Annotated in this window: 18 protein-coding genes; 5 read left to right on the plus strand and 13 right to left on the minus strand. The window is 39.0% G+C overall.

What is annotated here, in order from left to right; translation table 11 throughout:
• Window positions 1-3 precede the first annotated feature (3 nt).
• Window positions 4-1,137, minus strand: coding sequence for a Gfo/Idh/MocA family protein (locus AABS66_RS11925; protein WP_430224949.1), 1,134 nt, complete (start codon window positions 1,135-1,137; stop codon window positions 4-6).
• Between the two features lie 390 nt (window positions 1,138-1,527).
• Here AABS66_RS11925 and AABS66_RS11930 point away from each other — a divergent pair, with 390 nt between their 5' ends.
• Window positions 1,528-1,761, plus strand: coding sequence for a type II toxin-antitoxin system RelE/ParE family toxin (locus AABS66_RS11930; protein ID WP_430224950.1), 234 nt, complete (start codon window positions 1,528-1,530; stop codon window positions 1,759-1,761).
• 101 nt (window positions 1,762-1,862) lie between these two features.
• Complete coding sequence (locus AABS66_RS11935) at window positions 1,863-2,030, plus strand: helix-turn-helix domain-containing protein (RefSeq protein WP_241016782.1); 168 nt, start codon at window positions 1,863-1,865, stop codon at window positions 2,028-2,030.
• Between the two features lie 67 nt (window positions 2,031-2,097).
• Here AABS66_RS11935 and AABS66_RS11940 read toward each other — a convergent pair whose 3' ends face one another.
• The 5 genes from AABS66_RS11940 to AABS66_RS11960 all read right to left on the minus strand — a co-directional run bounded on the left by AABS66_RS11940 (window position 2,098) and on the right by AABS66_RS11960 (window position 9,353).
• Window positions 2,098-2,526, minus strand: coding sequence for a PTS sugar transporter subunit IIA (locus AABS66_RS11940; protein ID WP_206082750.1), 429 nt, complete (start codon window positions 2,524-2,526; stop codon window positions 2,098-2,100).
• 54 nt (window positions 2,527-2,580) lie between these two features.
• Entirely contained in the window at window positions 2,581-3,987 is a 1,407-nt protein-coding gene (locus AABS66_RS11945) for a sugar porter family MFS transporter (protein ID WP_206082751.1), read from the minus strand.
• 408 nt (window positions 3,988-4,395) lie between these two features.
• Window positions 4,396-5,382: an inositol 2-dehydrogenase gene (iolG, locus tag AABS66_RS11950; RefSeq protein ID WP_206082752.1), complete on the minus strand. Its 987-nt coding sequence runs from the start codon at window positions 5,380-5,382 to the stop codon at window positions 4,396-4,398.
• 509 nt (window positions 5,383-5,891) lie between these two features.
• Window positions 5,892-7,829, minus strand: a complete 1,938-nt coding sequence (iolD, locus tag AABS66_RS11955; protein ID WP_430224951.1) for a 3D-(3,5/4)-trihydroxycyclohexane-1,2-dione acylhydrolase (decyclizing) — start codon at window positions 7,827-7,829, stop codon at window positions 5,892-5,894.
• A gap of 12 nt (window positions 7,830-7,841) precedes the next feature.
• Window positions 7,842-9,353: a CoA-acylating methylmalonate-semialdehyde dehydrogenase gene (locus tag AABS66_RS11960; protein WP_206082754.1), complete on the minus strand. Its 1,512-nt coding sequence runs from the start codon at window positions 9,351-9,353 to the stop codon at window positions 7,842-7,844.
• A gap of 394 nt (window positions 9,354-9,747) precedes the next feature.
• On the opposite strand from AABS66_RS11960, the gene AABS66_RS11965 reads away from it, so the two are divergent.
• The gene (locus tag AABS66_RS11965) at window positions 9,748-10,584 is read left to right on the plus strand and encodes a MurR/RpiR family transcriptional regulator (protein WP_206082755.1); all 837 of its coding nucleotides are present in this window, start codon (window positions 9,748-9,750) and stop codon (window positions 10,582-10,584) included.
• A 256-nt stretch (window positions 10,585-10,840) separates the two neighbouring features.
• Window positions 10,841-11,836, plus strand: a complete 996-nt coding sequence (locus tag AABS66_RS11970; RefSeq protein WP_430224952.1) for a hypothetical protein — start codon at window positions 10,841-10,843, stop codon at window positions 11,834-11,836.
• A 150-nt stretch (window positions 11,837-11,986) separates the two neighbouring features.
• Here the strand turns inward: AABS66_RS11970 and AABS66_RS11975 are convergent, their stop codons facing one another.
• Window positions 11,987-12,241 (minus strand): helix-turn-helix domain-containing protein, encoded by a 255-nt coding sequence (locus tag AABS66_RS11975; protein WP_206082756.1) that lies wholly within the window; start codon window positions 12,239-12,241, stop codon window positions 11,987-11,989.
• 924 nt (window positions 12,242-13,165) lie between these two features.
• On the opposite strand from AABS66_RS11975, the gene AABS66_RS11980 reads away from it, so the two are divergent.
• A complete protein-coding gene (locus AABS66_RS11980; protein WP_206082757.1) occupies window positions 13,166-14,050 on the plus strand; it encodes a helix-turn-helix domain-containing protein in 885 nt (294 codons plus the stop codon).
• A gap of 52 nt (window positions 14,051-14,102) precedes the next feature.
• On the opposite strand, the gene AABS66_RS11985 is transcribed toward AABS66_RS11980, so the two are convergent.
• The 6 genes from AABS66_RS11985 to AABS66_RS12010 form a co-directional block, all read right to left on the minus strand.
• A complete protein-coding gene (locus AABS66_RS11985) occupies window positions 14,103-16,139 on the minus strand; it encodes a TonB-dependent copper receptor (protein ID WP_430224953.1) in 2,037 nt (678 codons plus the stop codon).
• 178 nt (window positions 16,140-16,317) lie between these two features.
• Window positions 16,318-16,797: a DUF2946 domain-containing protein gene (locus AABS66_RS11990; protein WP_430224954.1), complete on the minus strand. Its 480-nt coding sequence runs from the start codon at window positions 16,795-16,797 to the stop codon at window positions 16,318-16,320.
• Window positions 16,798-17,047: 250 nt separating this feature from the next.
• Window positions 17,048-18,079: a phosphotriesterase family protein gene (locus tag AABS66_RS11995; protein WP_206082759.1), complete on the minus strand. Its 1,032-nt coding sequence runs from the start codon at window positions 18,077-18,079 to the stop codon at window positions 17,048-17,050.
• 2 nt (window positions 18,080-18,081) lie between these two features.
• A complete protein-coding gene (locus AABS66_RS12000; protein ID WP_430224955.1) occupies window positions 18,082-19,047 on the minus strand; it encodes a DMT family transporter in 966 nt (321 codons plus the stop codon).
• 121 nt (window positions 19,048-19,168) lie between these two features.
• Entirely contained in the window at window positions 19,169-19,906 is a 738-nt protein-coding gene (locus tag AABS66_RS12005; RefSeq protein ID WP_430224956.1) for a glutamine amidotransferase, read from the minus strand.
• 26 nt (window positions 19,907-19,932) lie between these two features.
• A complete protein-coding gene (locus AABS66_RS12010; protein ID WP_430224957.1) occupies window positions 19,933-21,153 on the minus strand; it encodes a PfkB family carbohydrate kinase in 1,221 nt (406 codons plus the stop codon).
• Window positions 21,154-21,771: the final 618 nt, after the last annotated feature.

A 21,771-nucleotide genomic window follows, 5' to 3' on the forward strand; every position in this document is an offset into this window, starting at 1 on the left:
GAATTAATTGATTTCTTTTACTTTGACCCAGCGCTGCTCTTCATAAGAACGCGCGATGGCATCTAAAATACGCGACACTTTCCAACCTTCTTCAAAGTCTGGCCACAGGGCTTTGCCTGTCGCTACACCATCAATTAAATCGCGCACTTCAACTGTTTTTTGATCGTTAAACCCGATTCCATGACCTGCCCCTCCGCAAAATGGCGCATAGTCTGGGTGCTCAGGCCCAACTAAAATTGTTTTGAACCCTTGACGGTTCGATGGCTCATCGTGGCGATATAGTTTTAATTCTGCCATTCGCTCTTGGGTAAATGACAACGTACCTTTGGAGCCCGTCACCACATAGGTCAGCCCCATTTTGCGGCCAGATGCGATGCGGGAAGTCTCGATCACCCCCATGGCACCGCCTGCAAAACGCACCATTGCATGTGCTTGGTCTTCATTTTCTACCGCAACCATCACTGAAGAACCTGCCTTTTCAGGGCGTTCTTTAATGACAATTTCCATATCGCCACACACCGTTTCAATATCGCCCACTAAATATTGCGCCATGTTGATAATGTGAGCGCTAAGATCCCCCAGCGCACCCAGTCCCGCCTTTTCTTTAAAGCAGTGCCAATGAATCGGCGCCGTTGGATCCGCCATATAATCTTCGTTATGGGTGCCGTAGAAATGGATCACTTCCCCGATTTCACCATTTTCGATGATCTCTTTTGCCAATTGCGCCGTTGGGTTCTTCATATAGTTAAACCCCACCAAGGTTTTTACTCCTGCTTTTTCAGCTGCGGCAACCATCTCTTTTGCATCGTGGGAATTAAGGGCTAGTGGCTTTTCGCAATAAACATGTTTGCCATGTTTAATGGCTTCCATCGCCATCTCTTTGTGTAAAAAGTTAGGGGAACAAATATCCACCACATCAATATTTGGATCCGCTACGAGTTTGCGCCAATCATCCGTTGAACGATTAAAGCCCATTTCCTGTGCACGGGTTTGTGCAAGCTCTGGTGTGACTTCCGCAATCATTTCGCGAACTAACGTTCCTTTTAGAGGGAAGACCGTTGATGCTTGTGCATAAGCAATCGCATGAGCGCGCCCAATGTAGCCTGTTCCAATCATACCAATACGGATTTCTTTCATTTGTTCTCTCCCTCGCACATTCTGTATGGCGCAATGGCTGTCCCAATGCTTTATTGAGTACTTCTGATTTGATAATACTGTTATACGGAATATTTATTTCATTTTCAATAAAATTAGAAATATTAATTTCATTATGTGATCTGGCATAGATTTTTCTGTAATTAGCTAATTTATAAAGAATTAAAAGTTCATAGTTTCTATTTAACCAAATAAGCAGAGAGGGAAAGTCAAATAAAAAGACACTAAATGAAATGAAAAATGAAATAAAAGGGGATGTGATTGGTATTGTATGAATTTAAATTACACTTATAGATTAATTGAATCTATAGCTTCATTTAACTCCTGAGTATCATTATTTCTCTTTTACTGTAATGTTCATGGAGGGTAACAATGTTTAAAATTAAAATTCATGAAGATGCATTATTGCAGGAATTAAAAGCTCTGCCAGCCTCATTACAAGGGAAAATGGTTCGCCAGATAAACAAACTATCTAAATTCGGTACCTTACTGAGAGAACCTGATGCTAAAGCTATCACAAATGGTTTTTTTGAACTTAGAGCAAAAGCTGGCGATATCGGTCGGGCGATTTACGTTTACCGCTATGGAAAAAAATCTACATTTTAAAGATTTTTGCTAAAAGTACGGCTAAATTACCATCAGCTATTTTAACTTCAGTAGCAAAGCGACTAGAGGAGATGCTAAACGATGAGTAAAAAATCAATTGCTTGGGAAGATGCTCTGCTGGGCTAACGAGTTCTCAAGTTGCAGCACAATTAGGCATTTCCCCTTCAGCCGTATCGAGAACCGAAAGGCATGCGGAAAAAGCAACAATCGAAACACTCGCTCGCTATGCCGCCGCATGCGGTATAAAAAAACCTAAAATTATGCTGTAAACTCGGAATATTACACCCACCATGTAAGTCAGTATCACCATGGTGGGCGCATTTATGTGCTAAAACATTAACGATGAAGGATACTCAAAAATTCCTCTTTGCTTGAGGTGAGTGATAGCGCATTCGCAATAAATTCATCACTAAAGATCAACGCAATTTCTCTGAGCACATCAATATGCTCCCTTGATTTTGCGATAACACCAATGGCGATGAACATCACATTTGTTCGGTCCCAAATTACCCCATCGGGAAATTGGAAAATCTCTACACCACTGTGCAAAATAATGTCATTCGCCGATTTGGGTAGATGCGGTAAGGTAATACCATTACCTAAAAAGGTCGAAATTTGCTGCTCTCGCTCTGTTAAAAAGTGGACGCAGTCCCTATCGACATAGCCTTTTCGTTTAAATTCAGCGCCAACCATTTGCAATACTTCGGCTTTATTTCTTGCTTGGCAACCTAAATGTAAGCTTTGTGTGGTTAGTTGTTCAATCATATTCCACCCTATTGTAAATTCATTATGTGCATTCACTAGATGAATGCACTGTAATTACATTGATGACAATTCTTCTTCCAGCTGTTCCAGAGATTTGTTTGATGTTTCAGGCAATAATTTCACCACAAACACAATAGCAAGATAGTTTATCACCGCGAAAATCAAGAATACTGGGCCTAATCCTAGCTCTGCCTGCAATACAGGGAACAGATAACTGACAACCGCGTTCATGATCCACATAAAGAAAACAGAGATCCCCATGGATAGCCCACGAATTTTCAGCGGGAAGAGCTCTGCCAATACCACCCAAGTTAGGAAGCCCATAGTCCCTTGCATTACTCCGACAAACACCGCACCCAACAACCAAATTAAGGTCGCTTTCACATCTCCAGTTAAGAAGTAATCCGTTGCAGCGATTAATAAGTGCAATGAGGCCATCAAGGCAAACCCCCCCACAATCAGGGTTTTACGTTTGAAACGATCAACTAAGAAAAGTACTCCGATAACCATACCACCGACAGAGAATACTCCGTTAAGTACGTTGAAAACTAACGATGTTTGCTCAGAAAAACCTGCTGTTTTTAGGATTTCGGTCCCGTAGTACATAATCACGTTCACACCCGTGGTTTGCTGCAATGCTGCCCACACCATACCGATGAGAACTAACTTTAAAATCCACGGTGTATTGAGGATAAGGGCTAAATTTCGCTTGTTAGCATCTGGATTTTTCTTCGCTTCTGCCGCTTCAACGTCTAACAGCGTCACGATATCTTCGTACTCTTGTATTGCACGTTTTTCAGGGCGAATTTGCTTTAGAATTTTCAATGCTTCTTCACGGCGATTTTTGCTCATTAACCAACGTGGGCTTTCAGGTGCTTTCCACATACCAAATAATAAGCACAATGCAGGAACAGCTTGAACAAGCAACATATAGCGCCAAACGTCGGGTAAATGCCCCCAAATAGAGCCAATAATGGCATTAATCGCAAATGCTGCTAGTTGACCAATAACAATAGCAACTTCGTTGAGCCCTGTGAGTTTTCCCCGCATTTCTGTCGGGGCCACTTCCGAAATAAAGGTTGGTGCTGTAACAGAGGCACCACCAACAGCAAAACCAAGAATAAACCTTGCCACTAATAAAACTTCTATATTTGGTGCAGCCGCGGATAAAAATGCCCCAAATAAGAATAAAAAGGAAAGGTAAAGTAGGTAAGTTCGTCGCCCCACATAGTCAGCGACACGCCCACCACAAACACTACCGAGCGCTGCGCCCACTAACAGAACGCTCATCACTAAGCCTTCAGTCGTTGGCGTGAGCCCCATATTTTCTTTCAGTGATGAAAATGCACCGTTGATAACACCGGTGTCATACCCGAAAAGTAATCCACCAAAAGTGGCAACCAGTGTAATTTGGTGCAACCTTTTTCGCTGTTGTTCATTGAGATTCATTATTAATGACATATTATTACCTTATTATTTGAATCATTATGTCAGTCAAAAAATACCTTTTCAGTATTTAAGTAAATGCTTTAATTTTAGGTTTAAATAATGAAAATATTTTTTAACACGCTGAATTGAATCACTATTTAATTAACTTCATTATGTTTTCAAACTAGCTCCACAGAGGGAATTAAAATCAATAAATACAACAAGTTAATTAAATAGAGCAAAAATAAGATTGTAAAAATCCCTCAATCTATATCGGAATATAAAAAGTCTGAAGAGTTTTTTATTAAGTATAAAATCCATTGTTTTTATATTTGATTGATGCGTGGACATCATTAAATACATTTAGGATTTTACTGCGGACGAAATTATTTTTCGCCCGCAAATTTGTAATCGAATTTAAAACATGTTCAAAGAAACAAATTACAACTTAACTTCTTTACCTGATTTTAATGACTCAAGTGCTTTATCCGCTAAGTACAGCGCTAACTCACCATCTGTTCCTGTCGTTTCTGATTGCGCGCGACCAGCTAAAATGTCCACGAAATGTTCCCATTCCGCCTTATAAGCTTCATGGTAACGTTGCAAAAAGAAATATTCAGGTTTCGCAGATAATGCCCCTGCTTCACTTAACAATGAAACACTGTTTTCCTTAATGTTCCCTGCGGTTAATAAGCCTTTTTCACCATGTAATTCGATGCGCTGGTCATAGCCATAACCTGAACGGCGGCTATTGGAAATGGTTGCCATCGCTCCTGATGGGAATTTCAATATAATAAATGCGGTATCGATATCACCAGCTTGGCCAATGGCAGGGTCAACGACATTGCTACCCTGAGCAAAAACTGAGCATGGTTCTTCGCCTATCATAAAACGCGCCATATCAAAGTCATGGATAGTCATGTCTCTGAACATGCCGCCAGATACTTTGACATATTCTGCTGGTGGAGGTGACGGGTCACGAGAAGTAATAATTAAAGATTCCGCTTTACCAATTGCGCCTTGTTGGAATAAATTTTTCAGGTGGCGAAACTGTGGGTCGTAACGGCGGTTAAAACCGATAAATAAGGGTACATTATGTTCTTTAACGCTTTTGATACACTGTTTAACACGTTCTAGGTCAAGGTGAACGGGCTTTTCACAGAAAATGACTTTTTTATGTTTAGCAGCAAGTTCGATTAAATCAGCGTGGGTATCTGTCGCAGAAGCAATCAAAACACCGTGAACATTCGGGTCTTGCATCGCTTCTTCTGTCGTTTGCACTTTTGCTTGGTATTTCTCAGCCAAGGCAACCGCGTTGGGTTGATAAGGGTCGATAACAGAATAAAGTGCGGTTTCTTTATGGCCGGCAATATTAACAGCATGAACCTGTCCGATACGTCCTGCGCCGAATAGTGCTATATTGAACATTCAAATGCTCCTTGATACTTTAAATCCACTATTTGGATAGTATGAAATATACCAAACAAAACGTTCATTTCAATTTATAATTTTTTGGAAATTATGTTTTTGGGCTCTAGGTAACAAATGTTACATTAAAGTGGATTTTTAGTGTTATTTAGATCACAAAATAATAATGCAAGCTATCAGCATCTGACAATAAAGTCTGCGCGCTATATCCCTTTTTTATTTCATTGTCTCCTTCATCAACTTACCAAAGTGATATTTTAAAACATTCATTCCATTTTATTTATTTTTAAATTATTAAAACCATAAAAAAACCCAGCAAAAGCTGGGCTAAAATGAAAGTAAGCTAACGCGCACGTTAACCTCAGAGAAATATAGAATAAAAAGCAATCCTTGCTAAATTTCCAATAACGACCCTACCTGACGATGTTAACGCTATAGGCATGACACACAGAAGCGCTCCTCGGCGGTTAACAACCGCCGATTCCATTCAATGAGTCACTAGACATTCATTAGTAAAGACGAACGTTGTTCTCAACCATCTGTTTAATATTTTCTGCCGCTGCAACGATTTCTGGTTTCTCAGAGACTTGAGCCGTACCTGTACGCCACCATGCCTCATAGCCATTTGTCATTGTTTTTGGCAATACCTTAATATCAATCAATACACAACCTGAATGTTCTTTAGCACCCTTAAGTGCTTCCAAGAGCTGTGTTTCATCATGTACTCGATAACTTTTACATCCATAACTTTCTGCGTTTTTCGCAAAGTCCACTTTCACTAATGGCCCATCCATTAATCCTGTTTGTGGGTTTCGATAGCGATTTTCTGTGCCAAAACTGCCCATACCTTGGCTCATCTGTAAGTTATTAATGCAACCAAACCCTGCGTTATCAAACAATAAAATCGTGATTTTAATGTTCTCTTGAATGGCGGTTTGTAACTCACTATGCAACATTAGGTAAGAACCATCGCCAACCATCGCATACACAGGTTGCTTCGGTGCGGCAATTTTAGCACCGACTGCTGCCGCAATTTCATATCCCATGCAGGAATAGCCGTATTCTAAATGGTAGGTATCGCGTTGTTTTGGTAACCAAATACGCTGTAAGTCACCAGGTAATGAGCCCGCTGCTCCCACAATAATGGCGTTATCTTCCAGATGTTGCTGCATCAGCCCCAGTACGCGGGTTTGCGTCAATTCGGTACCTAGAACTTTACAATATTCTTCAAGTTTATCATCGAGATGACCTGCAATTTCAGGAACAAAATCTAACGGCTGGTACTGAATACTAAACAAGCGGTCGAGTTCCGCTTTCCACTGTGATTTCGCCTGTTTAATTTCATCACCCCATTGCCCTTGGTAGCCCGTCACTTTCATTTTAGCATCAAGTGCTTGCAGTCCTTCTCTTGCATCTGCCACCACTTTTAATGCATCCAATTTACTTGCATCAAACTCAGCAACATTAATGTTCAAGAATTCAACTTGGGGATGACTAAATAAAGATTTAGAAGCTGTTGTAAAATCGGTAAATCGGGTGCCGACACCAATAATAAGATCAGCTTCTTTCGCTAATAAATTCGCCGCTAATCCCCCTGTCGTGCCGATCCCCCCCATGTTAAGTGGATGACTCGCAACAATAGCACTTTTCCCTGCTTGGGTTTCACCAAATGGAATGTGGTAATCTTCTGCAAACTGGATAAATGCATCATGTGCTTCAGAATAACGCACCCCTCCACCGCAGATTAACAGTGGCTTTTTCTTACTTTGAATCAGGGCAACCGCCTCTTCAATACTCACCGTTGTTGCAGGGCGCCGCTCGATACGATGAACTCGTTTTTCAAAGAAGTAATCAGGGTAATCCCACGCTTCACCTTGCACATCTTGTGGTAAGCAAATGGTTACCGCCCCTGTATCCGCAGGGTCAGTTAATACCCTCATCGCATTAACCATAGCAGCCATCAATTGTTCTGGCCATGAAATTCTATCCCAGTAGCGGGAAACAGGACGAAAGCAATCGTTGGTGCTGATAGTTCCATCACCGTATTGTTCAACTTGCTGTAAAACAGGGTCTGGCTGACGCGTTGCAAACGTGTCACCAGGTAATAACAACAATGGGATACGGTTTGCCGTGGCGGTCGCAGCAGCGGTGATCATATTCGCTGCACCAGGCCCCACTGAAGAGGTAACCGCAAAAATCTGCTTACGTTTTTTTTGCTTAGCAAAACCTGTCGCAATATGCGCCATGCCTTGCTCGTTACACCCTTGATAAACACGCAGGTGACCAGGCGCCTCTTCAAGCGCCTGACCTAAACCTACAACGTTACCATGGCCAAAAATCGTAAATACTCCCTGAATAAACGGATACTGCTCACCATCGACATCAACATATTGTTGGTTAAGAAACTTTACCAATGCTTGAGCTGTGGTCATTTTCTGCTTATTCATCTGGGTCTCCATTTATTCCATGGTTGGCATTGTGAAACTACTTTCGTGATGCTCTAAACGCACACTGGCTGGCCAACGGCTTGTCACCGTTTTCATGCGAGTATAGAAGCGTACACCATCATTTCCATGCACATTTAAGGGGCCAAAAATTGAACGTTTCCATCCACCAAAGCTGTGGAATGCCATTGGAACAGGAATGGGAATATTGATACCAACCATACCCGCTTGAACATTCTCTTGGAATTCACGCGCCGTTTCGCCATCACGGGTAAAAATCGCGGTTCCATTACCATATTCGTGTTGATTAATCAGTTTCAACCCCGTTTCAAAATCTGGTACACGGACAACGGCAAGCACGGGTCCAAAAATCTCTTCTTTATAAATGTCCATTTCAGGAGTGACATTATCAAATAATGTTGGCCCAACGAAATAGCCATTTTCAAACCCCGTCACTTTAAAATCTCGACCGTCAACTAACAGAGTCGCGCCTTGTTTTTCACCACTGGTAATATAGTCACAAATTTTGGCTTTATGTTGCGCAGAGATAACTGGCCCCATATCATTTTCTTTACCTTCTGTGATACCAGGGCCAACTGTCATTTTAGCGATTTGCCCTTTCAGGTTCGCAATCAACGCATCTGCGGTTTCATCACCAACTGCTAACACCACAGATAGAGCCATACAACGCTCACCCGCGGCGCCAAAACCTGCACCCATAATGGCATTTGCAGCCTGACCCATGTCGGCATCAGGCATTAAGATACAATGGTTCTTCGCACCGCCTAATGCTTGGCAACGCTTGCCATGAGCAGATGCTGTTGTGTAAATATATTCTGCAATTGGTGTTGAACCGACAAAACTGACCGCTTGGACTTCTGGCGCGGTTAATAAGACATCAACAGACTCTTTATCCCCTTGTACAACGTTAAACACGCCATCTGGTAATCCCGCTTCTTTCAGCAGTTTTGCTAGTTCCAATGCTAAGGATGGATCTTTTTCAGAAGGTTTTAAAACAAAGGTATTTCCCGTTGCAATCGCTACTGGAAACATCCACATTGGCACCATTGCAGGGAAGTTAAACGGCGTAATCCCAGCACACACGCCTAAAGGTTGCATTAATGAATGGCTGTCTACGCCCGTTGCCACATTGGCTGAGTGCTCACCTTTTTGTAAATGCGGAATCCCACAAGCAAATTCAACAACTTCCAATCCACGGGTCAACTCCCCCACTGCATCGGAAAAAACTTTACCGTGTTCTTTTGAAATTAGGCGAGCCAAATCATCCATGTTGTCTTCGAGTAATGCTTTAAATTTAAAAAGGATGCGAGAACGTTTTAACGGTGATAATTTTGCCCATTTAGGGAATGCGTTATGTGCAACTTCTATGGCTTTTTTCGTTTCATCAGCGCTGCTAAGCCCCACTTGTGCAATTTGCGTTCCTGTTGCAGGGTTAAATACTGGCGCAAATCGCCCACTTTGACTGGATACGATTTCACCACCAATAAAATTATGAATCTGTTCCATGCTGCCTCTCTTTAGCTGATAGAGTTACCTTGTGTTATTTAATGTATATGAAATATTCATTTCATTTTCAACCAAATTTGAAATAACATTCAATTTATGTGATCCAGCCAAAGTTTTTATGAAATTTTCTATTCACTTTAAAGACACTCGTTTCAAAAACTGTATTTAGCCATTAACTCCCCCAAGAACAATCAAACTTATCGGGTTAAATGCGGCGGTTCTAGTGTATTCAATAAAAGAAGAACATGAGATAACCCATTCAATTTGTTGAATGAAAACTACATAGTTTAAGATAGGCGATGAGAAAAGGCTTGGTCGTATGAACTGATTGTTTCAAAAAGATTCGACTAACGGCACAAAACAACTACAATTAGAGCCAAATCATGGAGGTTATATGTCAAGTGCAGCAAATTTAAATGAGTTTCAAGAGCAAGTTCGTGCACGTTATGACGAACTCAGTAAACGCTTACAACAGGTAGCGAGGTATGTGCTCGATAATACTAACAGCGTTGCCTTCGATACCGTTGCCGTTATTGCTAAAGAAGCCGATGTTCCCCCATCAACACTGATCCGCTTCGCCAATGCTTTCGATTTCAGTGGCTTCAATGAAATGAAACAACTATTTCGAATGAATTTGGTTGAGGAAACCGCTAGCTATACAGATAGAGCAAGACTCTTTCGTGAAATGGATAGTGAGCAGGAGCTAAGCGATGATCCAGCTCAAATTTTAAAAGAATTTGCGCATTCAAACGCACAAGCATTGCAGCAAATGGCAGCAAGAACGCCTGCTGAAGATATGGAAAAAGCTGTATCATTATTGGCAGGAGCACAAAATGTCTACATTATTGGCTTACGCCGTTCCTTTAGCGTTGCAACTTATCTCAGTTACGCACTGAGTCATTTAGAATGCCGCCCAATTTTAATTGATGGGCTGGGTGGAATGTTTAAAGAGCAAATCAGCCGAATTAGCGAAAATGATGTTGTTATATCGATCAGTTTCACACCTTATGCCTCAGAAACTGTGATGGTAAGTGAAAAAGCGGCTCAAACAGGGGCAAAACAAATTGTTATCACAGATAGTCAAATCAGCCCATTGGCCAGTTTTAGTGATGTCTGCTTTGTGATTAAAGAAGCCCAAGTTGATGCTTTTCGTTCACAGTCTGCTACATTATGTTTAGCCCAATCACTTACTGTAGCCTTAGCCTATCGCCAAGGCAGCAAGCTCATATAAGCATAATTGCTCTTAACTCACTCCTCCATGGGTTAAGAGCCTTCTATTTAGCTGCTCTATATTAGCCATTCTTCCTCTCCCACACTTTTGTTCGACTCGACAATTTAAATGTGATTTTTCGACATTATTTTCTGTAAATTGTGAGTTACATCAGAAAATACAAATTCCAACAAAACATTAAAATGAAATTATTATTTCACCCTGTTATGTTGAGATTATGTGAATTTCCGATAGGCAGCAAAAATAGGGGTAAAACATGGTAAACACACACTTTCTGTATTTACTAGGTCACCTTCGTTTACTTGAAGAGCAACATTCCGTCACGTCCCTAGAGCGTACTGGCGTTGGTTTAATCGGAACGTACAACCAAAATTTACCGTATATTCAAGCAGTCAAATTGAGCGCACATCATTGTGAGCTCAAAGCAATTTGTGATATTGAACCATCGTTACCATCAATGAGCTATTATATGTGCCAAAAGCGCAAAATCGAGGAACTGATAAATAATGATGATGTGAACTCCATCATCATGACATCAGTGTGCAGTGATGAATTACTCAAATTCACGATAGAACGCACTATCGATGCAGGAAAAGATCTCTTGCTGAATAATATCCCCAACTATAAAGAGCCTGAGCTAACTGAGTTATTTAAACAAGCAAAACGTAACGGCGTTTGCATTTATTACAACCCAGTGCTTTCTTTTGAAGATACATTTAATCAACTCAAAACGTCTTTAGCTGTCAAAAATAAATCCGAAACAGGGTTATTACGACTTTCTTCCCATCGAATGATCGAGCCTGAAAATAGACTCCCTTTCAATATATTACGCAGTGCATTGACGCAAAAAGTTGAATTACTTTTATCGTTATTACCTGACTTATCCCTAACCGAAACTTCAGTTCAATACTCACACCCTTTCGCAAAAATGGAAAATGGTGATGTTCTCATTATTAACCTTCGCCATAAAGGCGGGCTGCTCGTTTCAATTGAGCTATTTTTTAATACTGGAAATATTACCGATAAAATTTCACTTAAACAGTGTAATCACAGCTATGAAGCTGAGAGTAAATTTATTATTAATAAAGAAAATCAAAGCATTAACGAGAAAACATCTATCGTTAAGCAACTTGACCAATTTATCCTAAAATTACATAACGACGAAAAATTATTGCAAAAGAATCACTGGTTACAAGCGAACAAACTTACTGACGAAATAATAAACCATCTAACTAATAATGGTTTTATTTAGTGTAACTCCATTTTTGAATACCTGATGAAGTAAAAAGCAATTCGCTTTCGTATTTCATAACGTATTGAATTTATATAATGTATATTCAAAATGACAATTCACAAAAGACATCTTATAGAAGCTAGTCTGATGACTGACATTACAAATTAACTAATGCAATGTACTGCGCACGCCACTATTCGTGTTAACAACGCCATATAAAAAAGTGGTTGGCTCTAAATTAAATAAATAAGCAAATTGAAATAATGAATCAACATCAATACAGCTATCACCGTTCTCAAAACGACTCATTTCATCCTCCGAAACGCCAATTAAAGTCGCTGTTTGTTTTATTGTCATTTTATGACTCTCTCGTTGCATTCTAATTTTTAAGCCTAACATTTTAGCGATATTATCTTTACTCATAACTCCCCCAAATAGATTTAATAACATTACAATTAATCGAGGCGTAAATTACCATTCCCATTAAGTGTATAAATTGATTCATAATAATAAAACCTCAGTTAAACACATCAAAATAAGACTATTTCTTTATAAATAAAACCAAAAAATAGAAACATCCATTTGAAAACAAACGTTTTTTTAAGATTACATCGTTACACTTTAAAGTTGAATTAGATCACAAATTAATTCCCCAAAAAACAAAATGGATTTTCTTTTTAAGAATAATCCAATAATGTTATTCTAGTTTTGTAATTTACTTTTTAATTAAGTTAAAATTCTAGCTTATTTTCCCTATCTTATAAAATCAATCTGAGCTATTTATTGTTATTTCCTTAGAATTAACGTGACAATTTGTTTTCAACCGTATCAATAAGTTTCCATCACCAAGGATTAGTCAATAAAAACAAACTCAAAACTAATTTTCAACCTTCAAATCATAAAAAATTCAGATATCTATAAAAATATTCAAATAACTTATCCCCCCCATAAAATAAAGACAAGATTATCTGCTGCATACAATTCTTTTTTTAATAATCATTAAAATACCATCTAATATTGACGTATCATAAGTGATAATCTTCTACCTTATTTGACACCTTATTTTTATATATTAATTTAATACTAAAATTAAGTTTATAAAAATTGAGTTTTATCTTTTTATTAGGCAATAATTTAAGTTAACACCGAATAGGCGTATTGCGTTGATTTTTATTTAAATCATACAATTGCAAAACTTACTTAACTTCACATCTTTTTAATTAAATTGTCAGTAGACATGCTATCCTTATTTAGAGGACTCATGAATACTCACCTAACATTGGCTCCTGCTATTGATAGTTTTGCATTCTGTTGATCTTAAGTAAAAAGCGAATTGAAAGGATTATCATGCTACAAGAAAGCGTTATCAGAGAAATCATTCTTTGGATTGAACAAAATTTAGAATCTCGCCTATCCCTTGATACAGTTGCCGATAGGTCTGGATATACTAAATGGCACTTTCAGCGTCTATTTAAAAACCAGACGGGCTTAGCATTAGGCTCTTATATTCGTGCTAGGCGTCTATCTTGTTCCGCTGTTGCGTTGCGATTAACCAATGATAGCATTATGGATATTTCTCTTCGTTATCGCTTTGATTCTCAGCAAACATTTTGCAGGGCCTTCAAAAAGCAGTTTAACCTGACACCATCTGAATACCGAAAACGTGAAGGCTGGAAAGTTGACGGATTCTGCCTCCCAATTCGAGATAGCAAAGAATTACAAGTGCAAGTTAGATTAACCCAATTAACTGCAACCAATTTATTGGGTGTCCAACACCGTTATACACAAGATATCAATGAATGGAACCTTAAGACTGAAGAGCTCAGACGTCATTATTGGAAATTATTCCTTGATAATAACCAATATGTTACCCAACATTTATATGCTATTCATGGTGTTGATTTAAATGCTACCGAAGAAGGCCGTTTCTTATATACCACGGCTTTAGATGAAAAAGATGTAGATATCGTTCCTGCACAAGCAAAAAACTTACAAGTCCCCGCAGGAAATTATTTAGAAATCAAATTCGATGGCAGTCTGCAAGGGATTGATTATAACGATATCATTTACACAGCATATGGCAAAGTACTCGCAGAAATGGACATTATGCGTGGGGATGGCTCCGATGTTGAGCTCTACATATTGAAGTCTAAGCCAACTTATCATGATTTTATTAATGACCCACATAACTATATTCAAGAACTCAATTATTATATACCCGTCATAATTTAAAAAATTTCTTAGTAACCCGCTAATAAATAGCGGGTTATTCTCATATTATAAATTAAAATGTCACGTTTACTTTAGCCCAAAACGTTCTACCAGGTTCATTCACTGGCATATTAGATGAATAACCAAATCCGCTATTACCCGCTAAATTTAAGTGCTCACTGTAAGTTTTATCAAACAGATTATCGACCCCAGCGCTTAATTTCACATTTTCATTCACTTTGTATGCAGTATTTAGTGAGAAAATGGTAAAGCCCGCGCTTTTGCTAAAGTCTTTTCCCACCACATTGCCGTCATTGATAGCCACACGGTTTTGGCGACTCACAACACGAACTAAGCCCGTTGTTGTCCAGTCCCCTTTTTCCCATGACAAACCAAAGCGACTTTCAAGAGGTGGCATCTGAGGAAGCGCTTTACCGTCTGTTCTGTTTTCTCCCCATGCATAAGCAAGGCTAGCATCAGCTTTCCACTCGTCACTAAGTTTTTGTGCTACGCCTAGCTCTCCCCCCATAATCATAGCATTCACATTTTCAACTTGGCTCATCCGTGGATTGCTGGCGCTATAACGGAAAAGAATGAAATCATCAACACGGCCAATATAGGCAGAAACCCACGCATTGGTATTTTCATGGCTATACTTTGCCCCAATATCAAGTTGAGTTGTTTTTTCTGTTTTTAGGCGGTCAAAAACATTGTGGGTACCATCTGGCCCCATTTTCGGTGAAAATAATTCCCAATAATCTGGAAAACGTTCAGTGTAACCGACACCGGCATACAGCATAACAGGGGTATTTTCGAGGGAATGCTCATAACGAGCAAAACCTGCTGGCATAACGGTGTTACGACCTGATGAACCGATTTCTTTATTATTTTCAACAAGTACACGATCCAAACGTGCCCCGCTGACAACCTTTCCTTGTGTGGTAGCTTGCCATGTTAACTCACTAAATAGGCCGTAATCTTGGAATTGTGCATCTTTCATCCAACCACTTGTACTTTTGCTGCGGTGCTTATTGGTTTGCATATCTGCCCCCGCTCGCAGCTCATAGTCCGTCCAGAGCCATGTTCCCATCACACGGCCGCCCATCGTTTCACGGTCAACACGCATTTTCATTGGCATATTCATCATACCGTGACCGCCATGCCCCATCCCCATATGTCCGCCCATTCCGCCACCTGATGGTGAGCGTAGAGAATAGTTATCCATAATATGGTCAGCATAATTGTAATAAGCACTGGCTTCTATTTTGTCGAGAACATCACCGATATTGCTCTTTTCAAAACGAAGTCCATAACTTTCACGTTTAAATTGAGAGCCATCCATGCCACGCCCTGCATAACGTGCTTCACCATCACCTTTCCCAGCAGTAAGTTCTAATAACGTGTATTCATCTGGCGTCCAGCCAATTGCAATATCCGCATTCCATTTGTCCCATTTCGACGGGACTTTATCGCCATTGCCATCTTTATAGTCATTAGAACGGGATTTATTGCCAATAACACGTAAGTAACCTGTTTCGTTGCCCACGCTAACATCCGCATTCGCATCCCAACGGTTATTTGACGCGGTTAGCGCGCTTGCATTTCCTTTAATTCCACCTTCGGTGAATAACGGTTTTTCACGTTCAAAACGAATTGTCCCTGCTGAATTACCGGGTCCCCAGAGCACCGTTTGAGGCCCTTTAATCATATTAAGCACATCAAAGTTTTCAGGGGATGTATAAGATGTTGGCGCATCCATCCGTGATGGGCAAGCCCCTAGCATTTCGCTGTCATTGGTTAAAATACGCAAGCGCGAACCAAACATACCACGAAAAACAGGATCGCCATTGGTTCCACCATTACGAATTTGGGAAAAACCAGGGATAGTTTTGAGGTAATCAGAGCCATCACTAGCAGGAACAGGCTGCCTTGGTGTTTTTGGCGACGTCGTGATCGTTAATGGTGAATCAACGGGAGCAGTGACAATCATGACTGAGCTTTCAGTGATTGGGCTTTGGTTAATCTCATTTTTTGCCATAACCGAGGCGGAACAAATCGCGCTGATAACCAATGTTGCCGCAGGTGCAAATTTAAATTGCAGTGTATTCATTTTTAACCTGTTTCTTATATCAATAAAAATACCACCACCTTTGCTTTAATCACAAAATCAATGCTTCCCTACAGGGATGTTTCTTGAAAATATAATCAAATTCAAGACGTACGCAATCGACCTTGCTGAATAAGGCAAAAATAGAATTAGTTTGTTGAAATATTCATGCTAAAGAAAATCAGATTATTGGTGGTGCTCTGGCTAAACGCAAAGTCCAAGGTCTAAATAACCAAAGCTGGACACTACGTTCAAATGGTAGGAACAGTGTTAGCGTTGCGAGCTGCCGAATAACGGCTGCAATCAATAAGATAAGAAACGGAAAATGAACCAATAACTGACAGTAACCGCAGGCAATATCTTCCATCGGTGACTGCCCAATCCCCGTCATTAACAGGTGATTCATTGCACTGCTATGTTCACAACCTTCAGGCATCAACATCCCTTGATGCAAATGCATCGAATGCTCTGCCATTACAGTGTTCTCTGTAACGTTATTCGTCGCTATACAATGATTCATCTGTTCCATCGATTTAGAGATCAATGGCGCAATGAACAACATAGCAACGGCTAATAACGCCAGATAGGCAGCAAGTTGTCTGATTGAGGGGCGCTGGTGCAACGTTTTTCCGTCATCTGGGTAGATATTTATAGCGCGCAATTGTATCTTATTTAGATTCTCATTGTTATTGATATTTGTGTAATATGTTAATTCAATATGAGTTTTATGAGTATTTTTAGTGATATGCGGTCAATATTCTTCAAGAATAAAATCAATCAGTTGTCTGATTAACAAACTCACTCAAGCTCCTTGAAATACCTTATCAAACTAAAAAACAAAAAATGCGGCACTCCAATAAAGTACCGCACATGTTTTCTCTTCAGATAAAACGCAAAATAGATCAGTGTATTTATGCCAATAAATTTGCTGGGTTATCAATACAAAGACGGTTAATCATTGATTTATCAATACCTTTTTTCGCAAGTAAGGATAAGAAAACATTAGGAACAAACCCCCAACCATTTCCACCATTTTTAGCCCACATCTGCTTAAGGAACACATCATGGCTTAACACAATTTGCTGACCATAGCCCATCTCAATCAACTTACAAACCGCATCTGCAGTTTCTGTCACTGTAGGAGCAACCCCTTCTTTTGGAAATGAAATATCAAGGCCTATCATGTCAAATTCAAGCCAAACTCCTCGGTCTAACATCCGACGCTGGTAATCAAAGTCTTTCCCTGATGGGTCTGAGTGCGCCAATGAAATTTTAGCTGGGTTAACGCCCATTTCCTTAATTAAGATATCAAGGACTTCATCACCACGACGCTGCCAGCCTGGCATGTGGATATTCATAGAAACGTGGTCATTTGCCAACTGTGCAACAGAGGCCGCGCGTAAACTGTTCTTTTCACCTTCAGTAAAAAAAGGTGAAACACCGATTTCACCAATCATACCAGCACAGATATCGGTTCCATCAATACCAATATTCAGCTCATCATCAATCATTTTAGCCATGGCATCGATATCGTTGACGAGGCGAGAGCCTTCAAACTTTTCGATATATAAACCAGAAGAAGCGACAACATTAATGCCCGTTTCAATCGCCACTTCACGTAATTGGTGTACATCGCGACCAATCGCCTTTGAGCCTGTTGCATCGACTAATGTTCTGCCACCTAATTCTTTGAAGTTATTCACTTCATAGATAACATCTTCAATGGGTTTTTTATCCATGTTATCGCAACAGCAATACGGGTCATGTTTAAGGCCCCATTGGATGTCTGCACTCACTTTTTTATCAACCAGAACGTGCGAGAAATCATAGAATGGTTCATCGACAACCGTTGATAAATCGTTAAACAAATGTTCATGTGGTAGTGTCAGTCCCATATCTTCTTTTTTAACAGGCCCAATCACTGTTTGGATATACCCTTTCATCTTTATACTCCTGCGGCTTTTGTCGCTTTTGCTTCTCTAAACTCAGGAATGGTGGTGATAATCGCTCCCACTAAAGCAAATACAGTGCCGATGATAGTGACTAAATAAACGGTATTACCGAGAGATGGTAATAGAAGGTCAATTAATACAGAACCAAGTAACTGGCCAGCCGTTGAAGCCACACCTAACATCAACAAACCTAAACCGCGAACTAAAATAGCCATTAATGCAATCGACATAAGCCCTAATGGACCACCTAAATACATCCACCAAACGCCAGGTAAATCAAGGGTCAAATGGCCTAATGCCATACGGATCACTAACGCAATCGTTAAAACAGTAAAGCCAACAATAAAGTTCCACGTGATAGAAACCATCATAGAGCCAGTGGCTTCGGCCACTTTTGAGTTACCTGCAGGCTGCCAACCTGCTAATAAACCCGCTAAGAAAGGCAGAATAGCTAAATAAATTGCTGAGCTGGAATGCCACTGTGGCGACACCACAAATAAAGTAGCAACGACAGCAAAAACGGCGCCTAATACACGAAAAGTAGTAAACGGTTTTTTCTCATCAATACCAATGCCAAAACGGTCGCATAATAATCCTGAAAGTAATAATGCTGAAATCAGTGCTGTTTGGAAGGTAGCAATCCCTAATGCGCTGGCTGATGCCCCTTCAGAAAATACCACCATTGCGCCACATAACCCTGCAAACCAATTCCACAGTGGGATTTTTTTGTTCTTAATTAAACTCGGAATTGCTGCAAATTGTTGTCGAGTTTGTTTTTTCGCAAGAATGATAAAAAACATCACAACCAAACCACTGGCAAAGGAAATAACCGCACTCGCATTACCATCTTTTAAAACATCACCGAGCTGCCCATTCACTGCAGATTGCATTGGCGATAACATACCGGCCAATACCGTTGCTATCATTAAAAACGGAGTAGAATAACTTTTAACACTCATAAAATATTCCTTTTGGATTTTGACTATGAGTCATTATTTTTTGTAATCGGCTTACAAAGTGCTGAACATAATTCAGCACTTATTTTCTTTATTGTTTGGTTTTTTACTTTTAAAGAATTAATTAACGTGCGATTTCCTTTAGAATATTTACCCACATATCTGAATAATGTTCCCAAGCCATAAACTCACGACTTCCCCAATGCGGTGAACAGTCACTCATAAAACAACCTGTTTTTCCGTTTTCATATTGGCCAAAGACCAATAATGGATCATCACCAATATTTAAAACAACTTCTGTATTTTCTCTTGGCTTAACTTTGTTATAGCCTAAGAACATCGGCCAATTACCAAATCCTTTAATTGCTTCATGCTGCATATTTTGGGGTGTTGCGAAAATACCTTCTGGCGTTTCCACACGGTCATCGCCATCTAACATTTCGACTGGTAATACATCGGCTAATAACGTATTTTTATAATTCGCTTTGGCCTCAATACCCATAAAAGATAAATAACCACCGATCATTAATAAGCCGCCACCTTGACTAACGTATTGCTTAATTAGGCCTAATGCATTTGGTAATACTTTCATATTATAGAAAGTATCATTTTGTAATAGGAACGTATTAGCACCGATATCACTGATTACAACAACATCATATTTTTCTAATTCTTCGACAGTTTTAGGAAATGCCATTTGCACTGTGTGGGCTGGCATATAATCAATTTCTACACCTTTATTTTTTAAGCACTCTAGTAAAAATGTAGCACCTTCTTCATATTTACTTGATGTAAAGCTGTCATAACCTTTTGTGTGGATCATATGGATATGCCATGATTCACCAATAAATAAAATTTTCATTTTTTTCCTCGTTTCAGAATATTAATTTATTCAGGGGATTGAGTCACAACCTGCGAGTAGGTTGTTTGATTAATACGATGCATAACATTAATATCTTCAGGCATTTCTGAAGCGTTGCTTGTTTCAACAGCCAGGGATGAAAACGCTGATGCATAACGTAAGGCATAAGAAAATTGTTTTCCTTTTGCTAATGAAGCGGCTAGAGCCCCATTAAATGCATCACCTGCACCCGCCGTATTTTTAACAACGGCAGTGTAAGCCGGAGAATAAATGAACTTATTACCATCAAATGCAATAGAGCCTTTACTTCCGAGTGTAATGACAACCTTTTTTACGCCTTTGTTATAGATAATTTCAGCTGCTTTTTTGGCAGTTTCAATGTCCACAACATTGATGTCAGAAAGCAAACTTGCTTCTGTTTCATTCGGTGTCAAAATATCGACCTTTCCAATTAGCTCATTTACGATGTTATTGTAAGGCGCAGGGTTTAAAATAATCGGAATTTTATATTCATTGCCAATTTTGATTATTTCCCTTAATGCTTCAATATTCGTTTCTAATTGAAGAAGAATAATATTTGAATTTACAATTTTATCTTTCTGAATTTTAACTTCATCCGCAGAGATATCCATATTTGAACCTGGATAGATAGAAATAATATTTTCCCCACTATTTTCAGAAACAAATATAGATGCCGTTCCTGTTTGGTATTTTTCTGTTTGGTATATTGTTGATGTTTTTATTTTTGATGAAGAAATAAAATTTATTGCATACTCACTAAATTGGTCTGTTCCTATTTTAGTAATAAAATGCACAGGAGAATCAGAATAACTTGCAGCTAATGCTTGATTACACCCCTTTCCACCTGGTGAAAAAATAAATTTATTCGATAATAATGATTCACCCGCTTCAGGAAGTCGAGGTAAATAACTAATCATATCAACGTTAAATGAACCTAATACACATACTTTACCTAACACGGCATCATCCTTATCTGTTCTTTCATTAAAACTTTCATTGCACTCAAGAAATTGAATAATTTCTTTTTTAGCAACTTTGTCTAGGGTTTCAAATTCAATATATGCGCCACCATGGCAACGGCTAATAATCCCTTTTTTTGCTAAAGAATTTAAATCCGCCCTAATGGTTTCTTTCGTGACATTAAGTTCTTTCGATAAAACAGAAACTTTTGCTGCGCCTGTATTTTTTAAAATACTAATTATTTTCTTATGTCGTTCTGCTTTCATGCCATTTTTACCTCATGGCATTTACTCTAATTTATACCTTGTTGCGTTAATGTGACTATACTCATACCTTCCTATTCAAAAGCAAAAAAAAGCAAAAAGCATAAAAATAAAAACAAAAAAAACCAAAAAAGAACAACCAAAGTAAAATACCCTATTATTATCAATATAATATTAGAATTGATTAATTAATTTAATTGAATTTCAACTAATCACTTTAAAGATAAGAAAATATTAACTCTCATTTTATTCGTTATTTAATTTTCAAATAAATAGTTTGTTTATTATTTTAAAGTTAAATTATCAATCTGTTATGCGATACAGGTTTAATTTTATTGTAATAAATATATTTATTCATCGCTATAATCTATCAATAAAGAAGAAGTGTCTATTTGTGATGATATTCACAATTCAATAAATTAAAAAAAATCTAAAATAGGAACACGCTTAATTTGATAAATAGGGCAAAGGTAAGCTAAGTGGAATTGGGATGATCTGATAGAAACGTCCCCCCTTAAAGCAAAAAGTTGTTCGCTGAAGGCGCTAACGTGACCTGAATGAATTTGAAACTATAAAAACAAAACGGGGGCTTACGCCCCCGTTTAGATCATATTGAGCAAA

It is taken from the genome of Providencia sp. SP181 (assembly GCF_050446505.1).
Taxonomy (GTDB): Bacteria; Pseudomonadota; Gammaproteobacteria; order Enterobacterales; family Enterobacteriaceae; genus Providencia; species Providencia vermicola.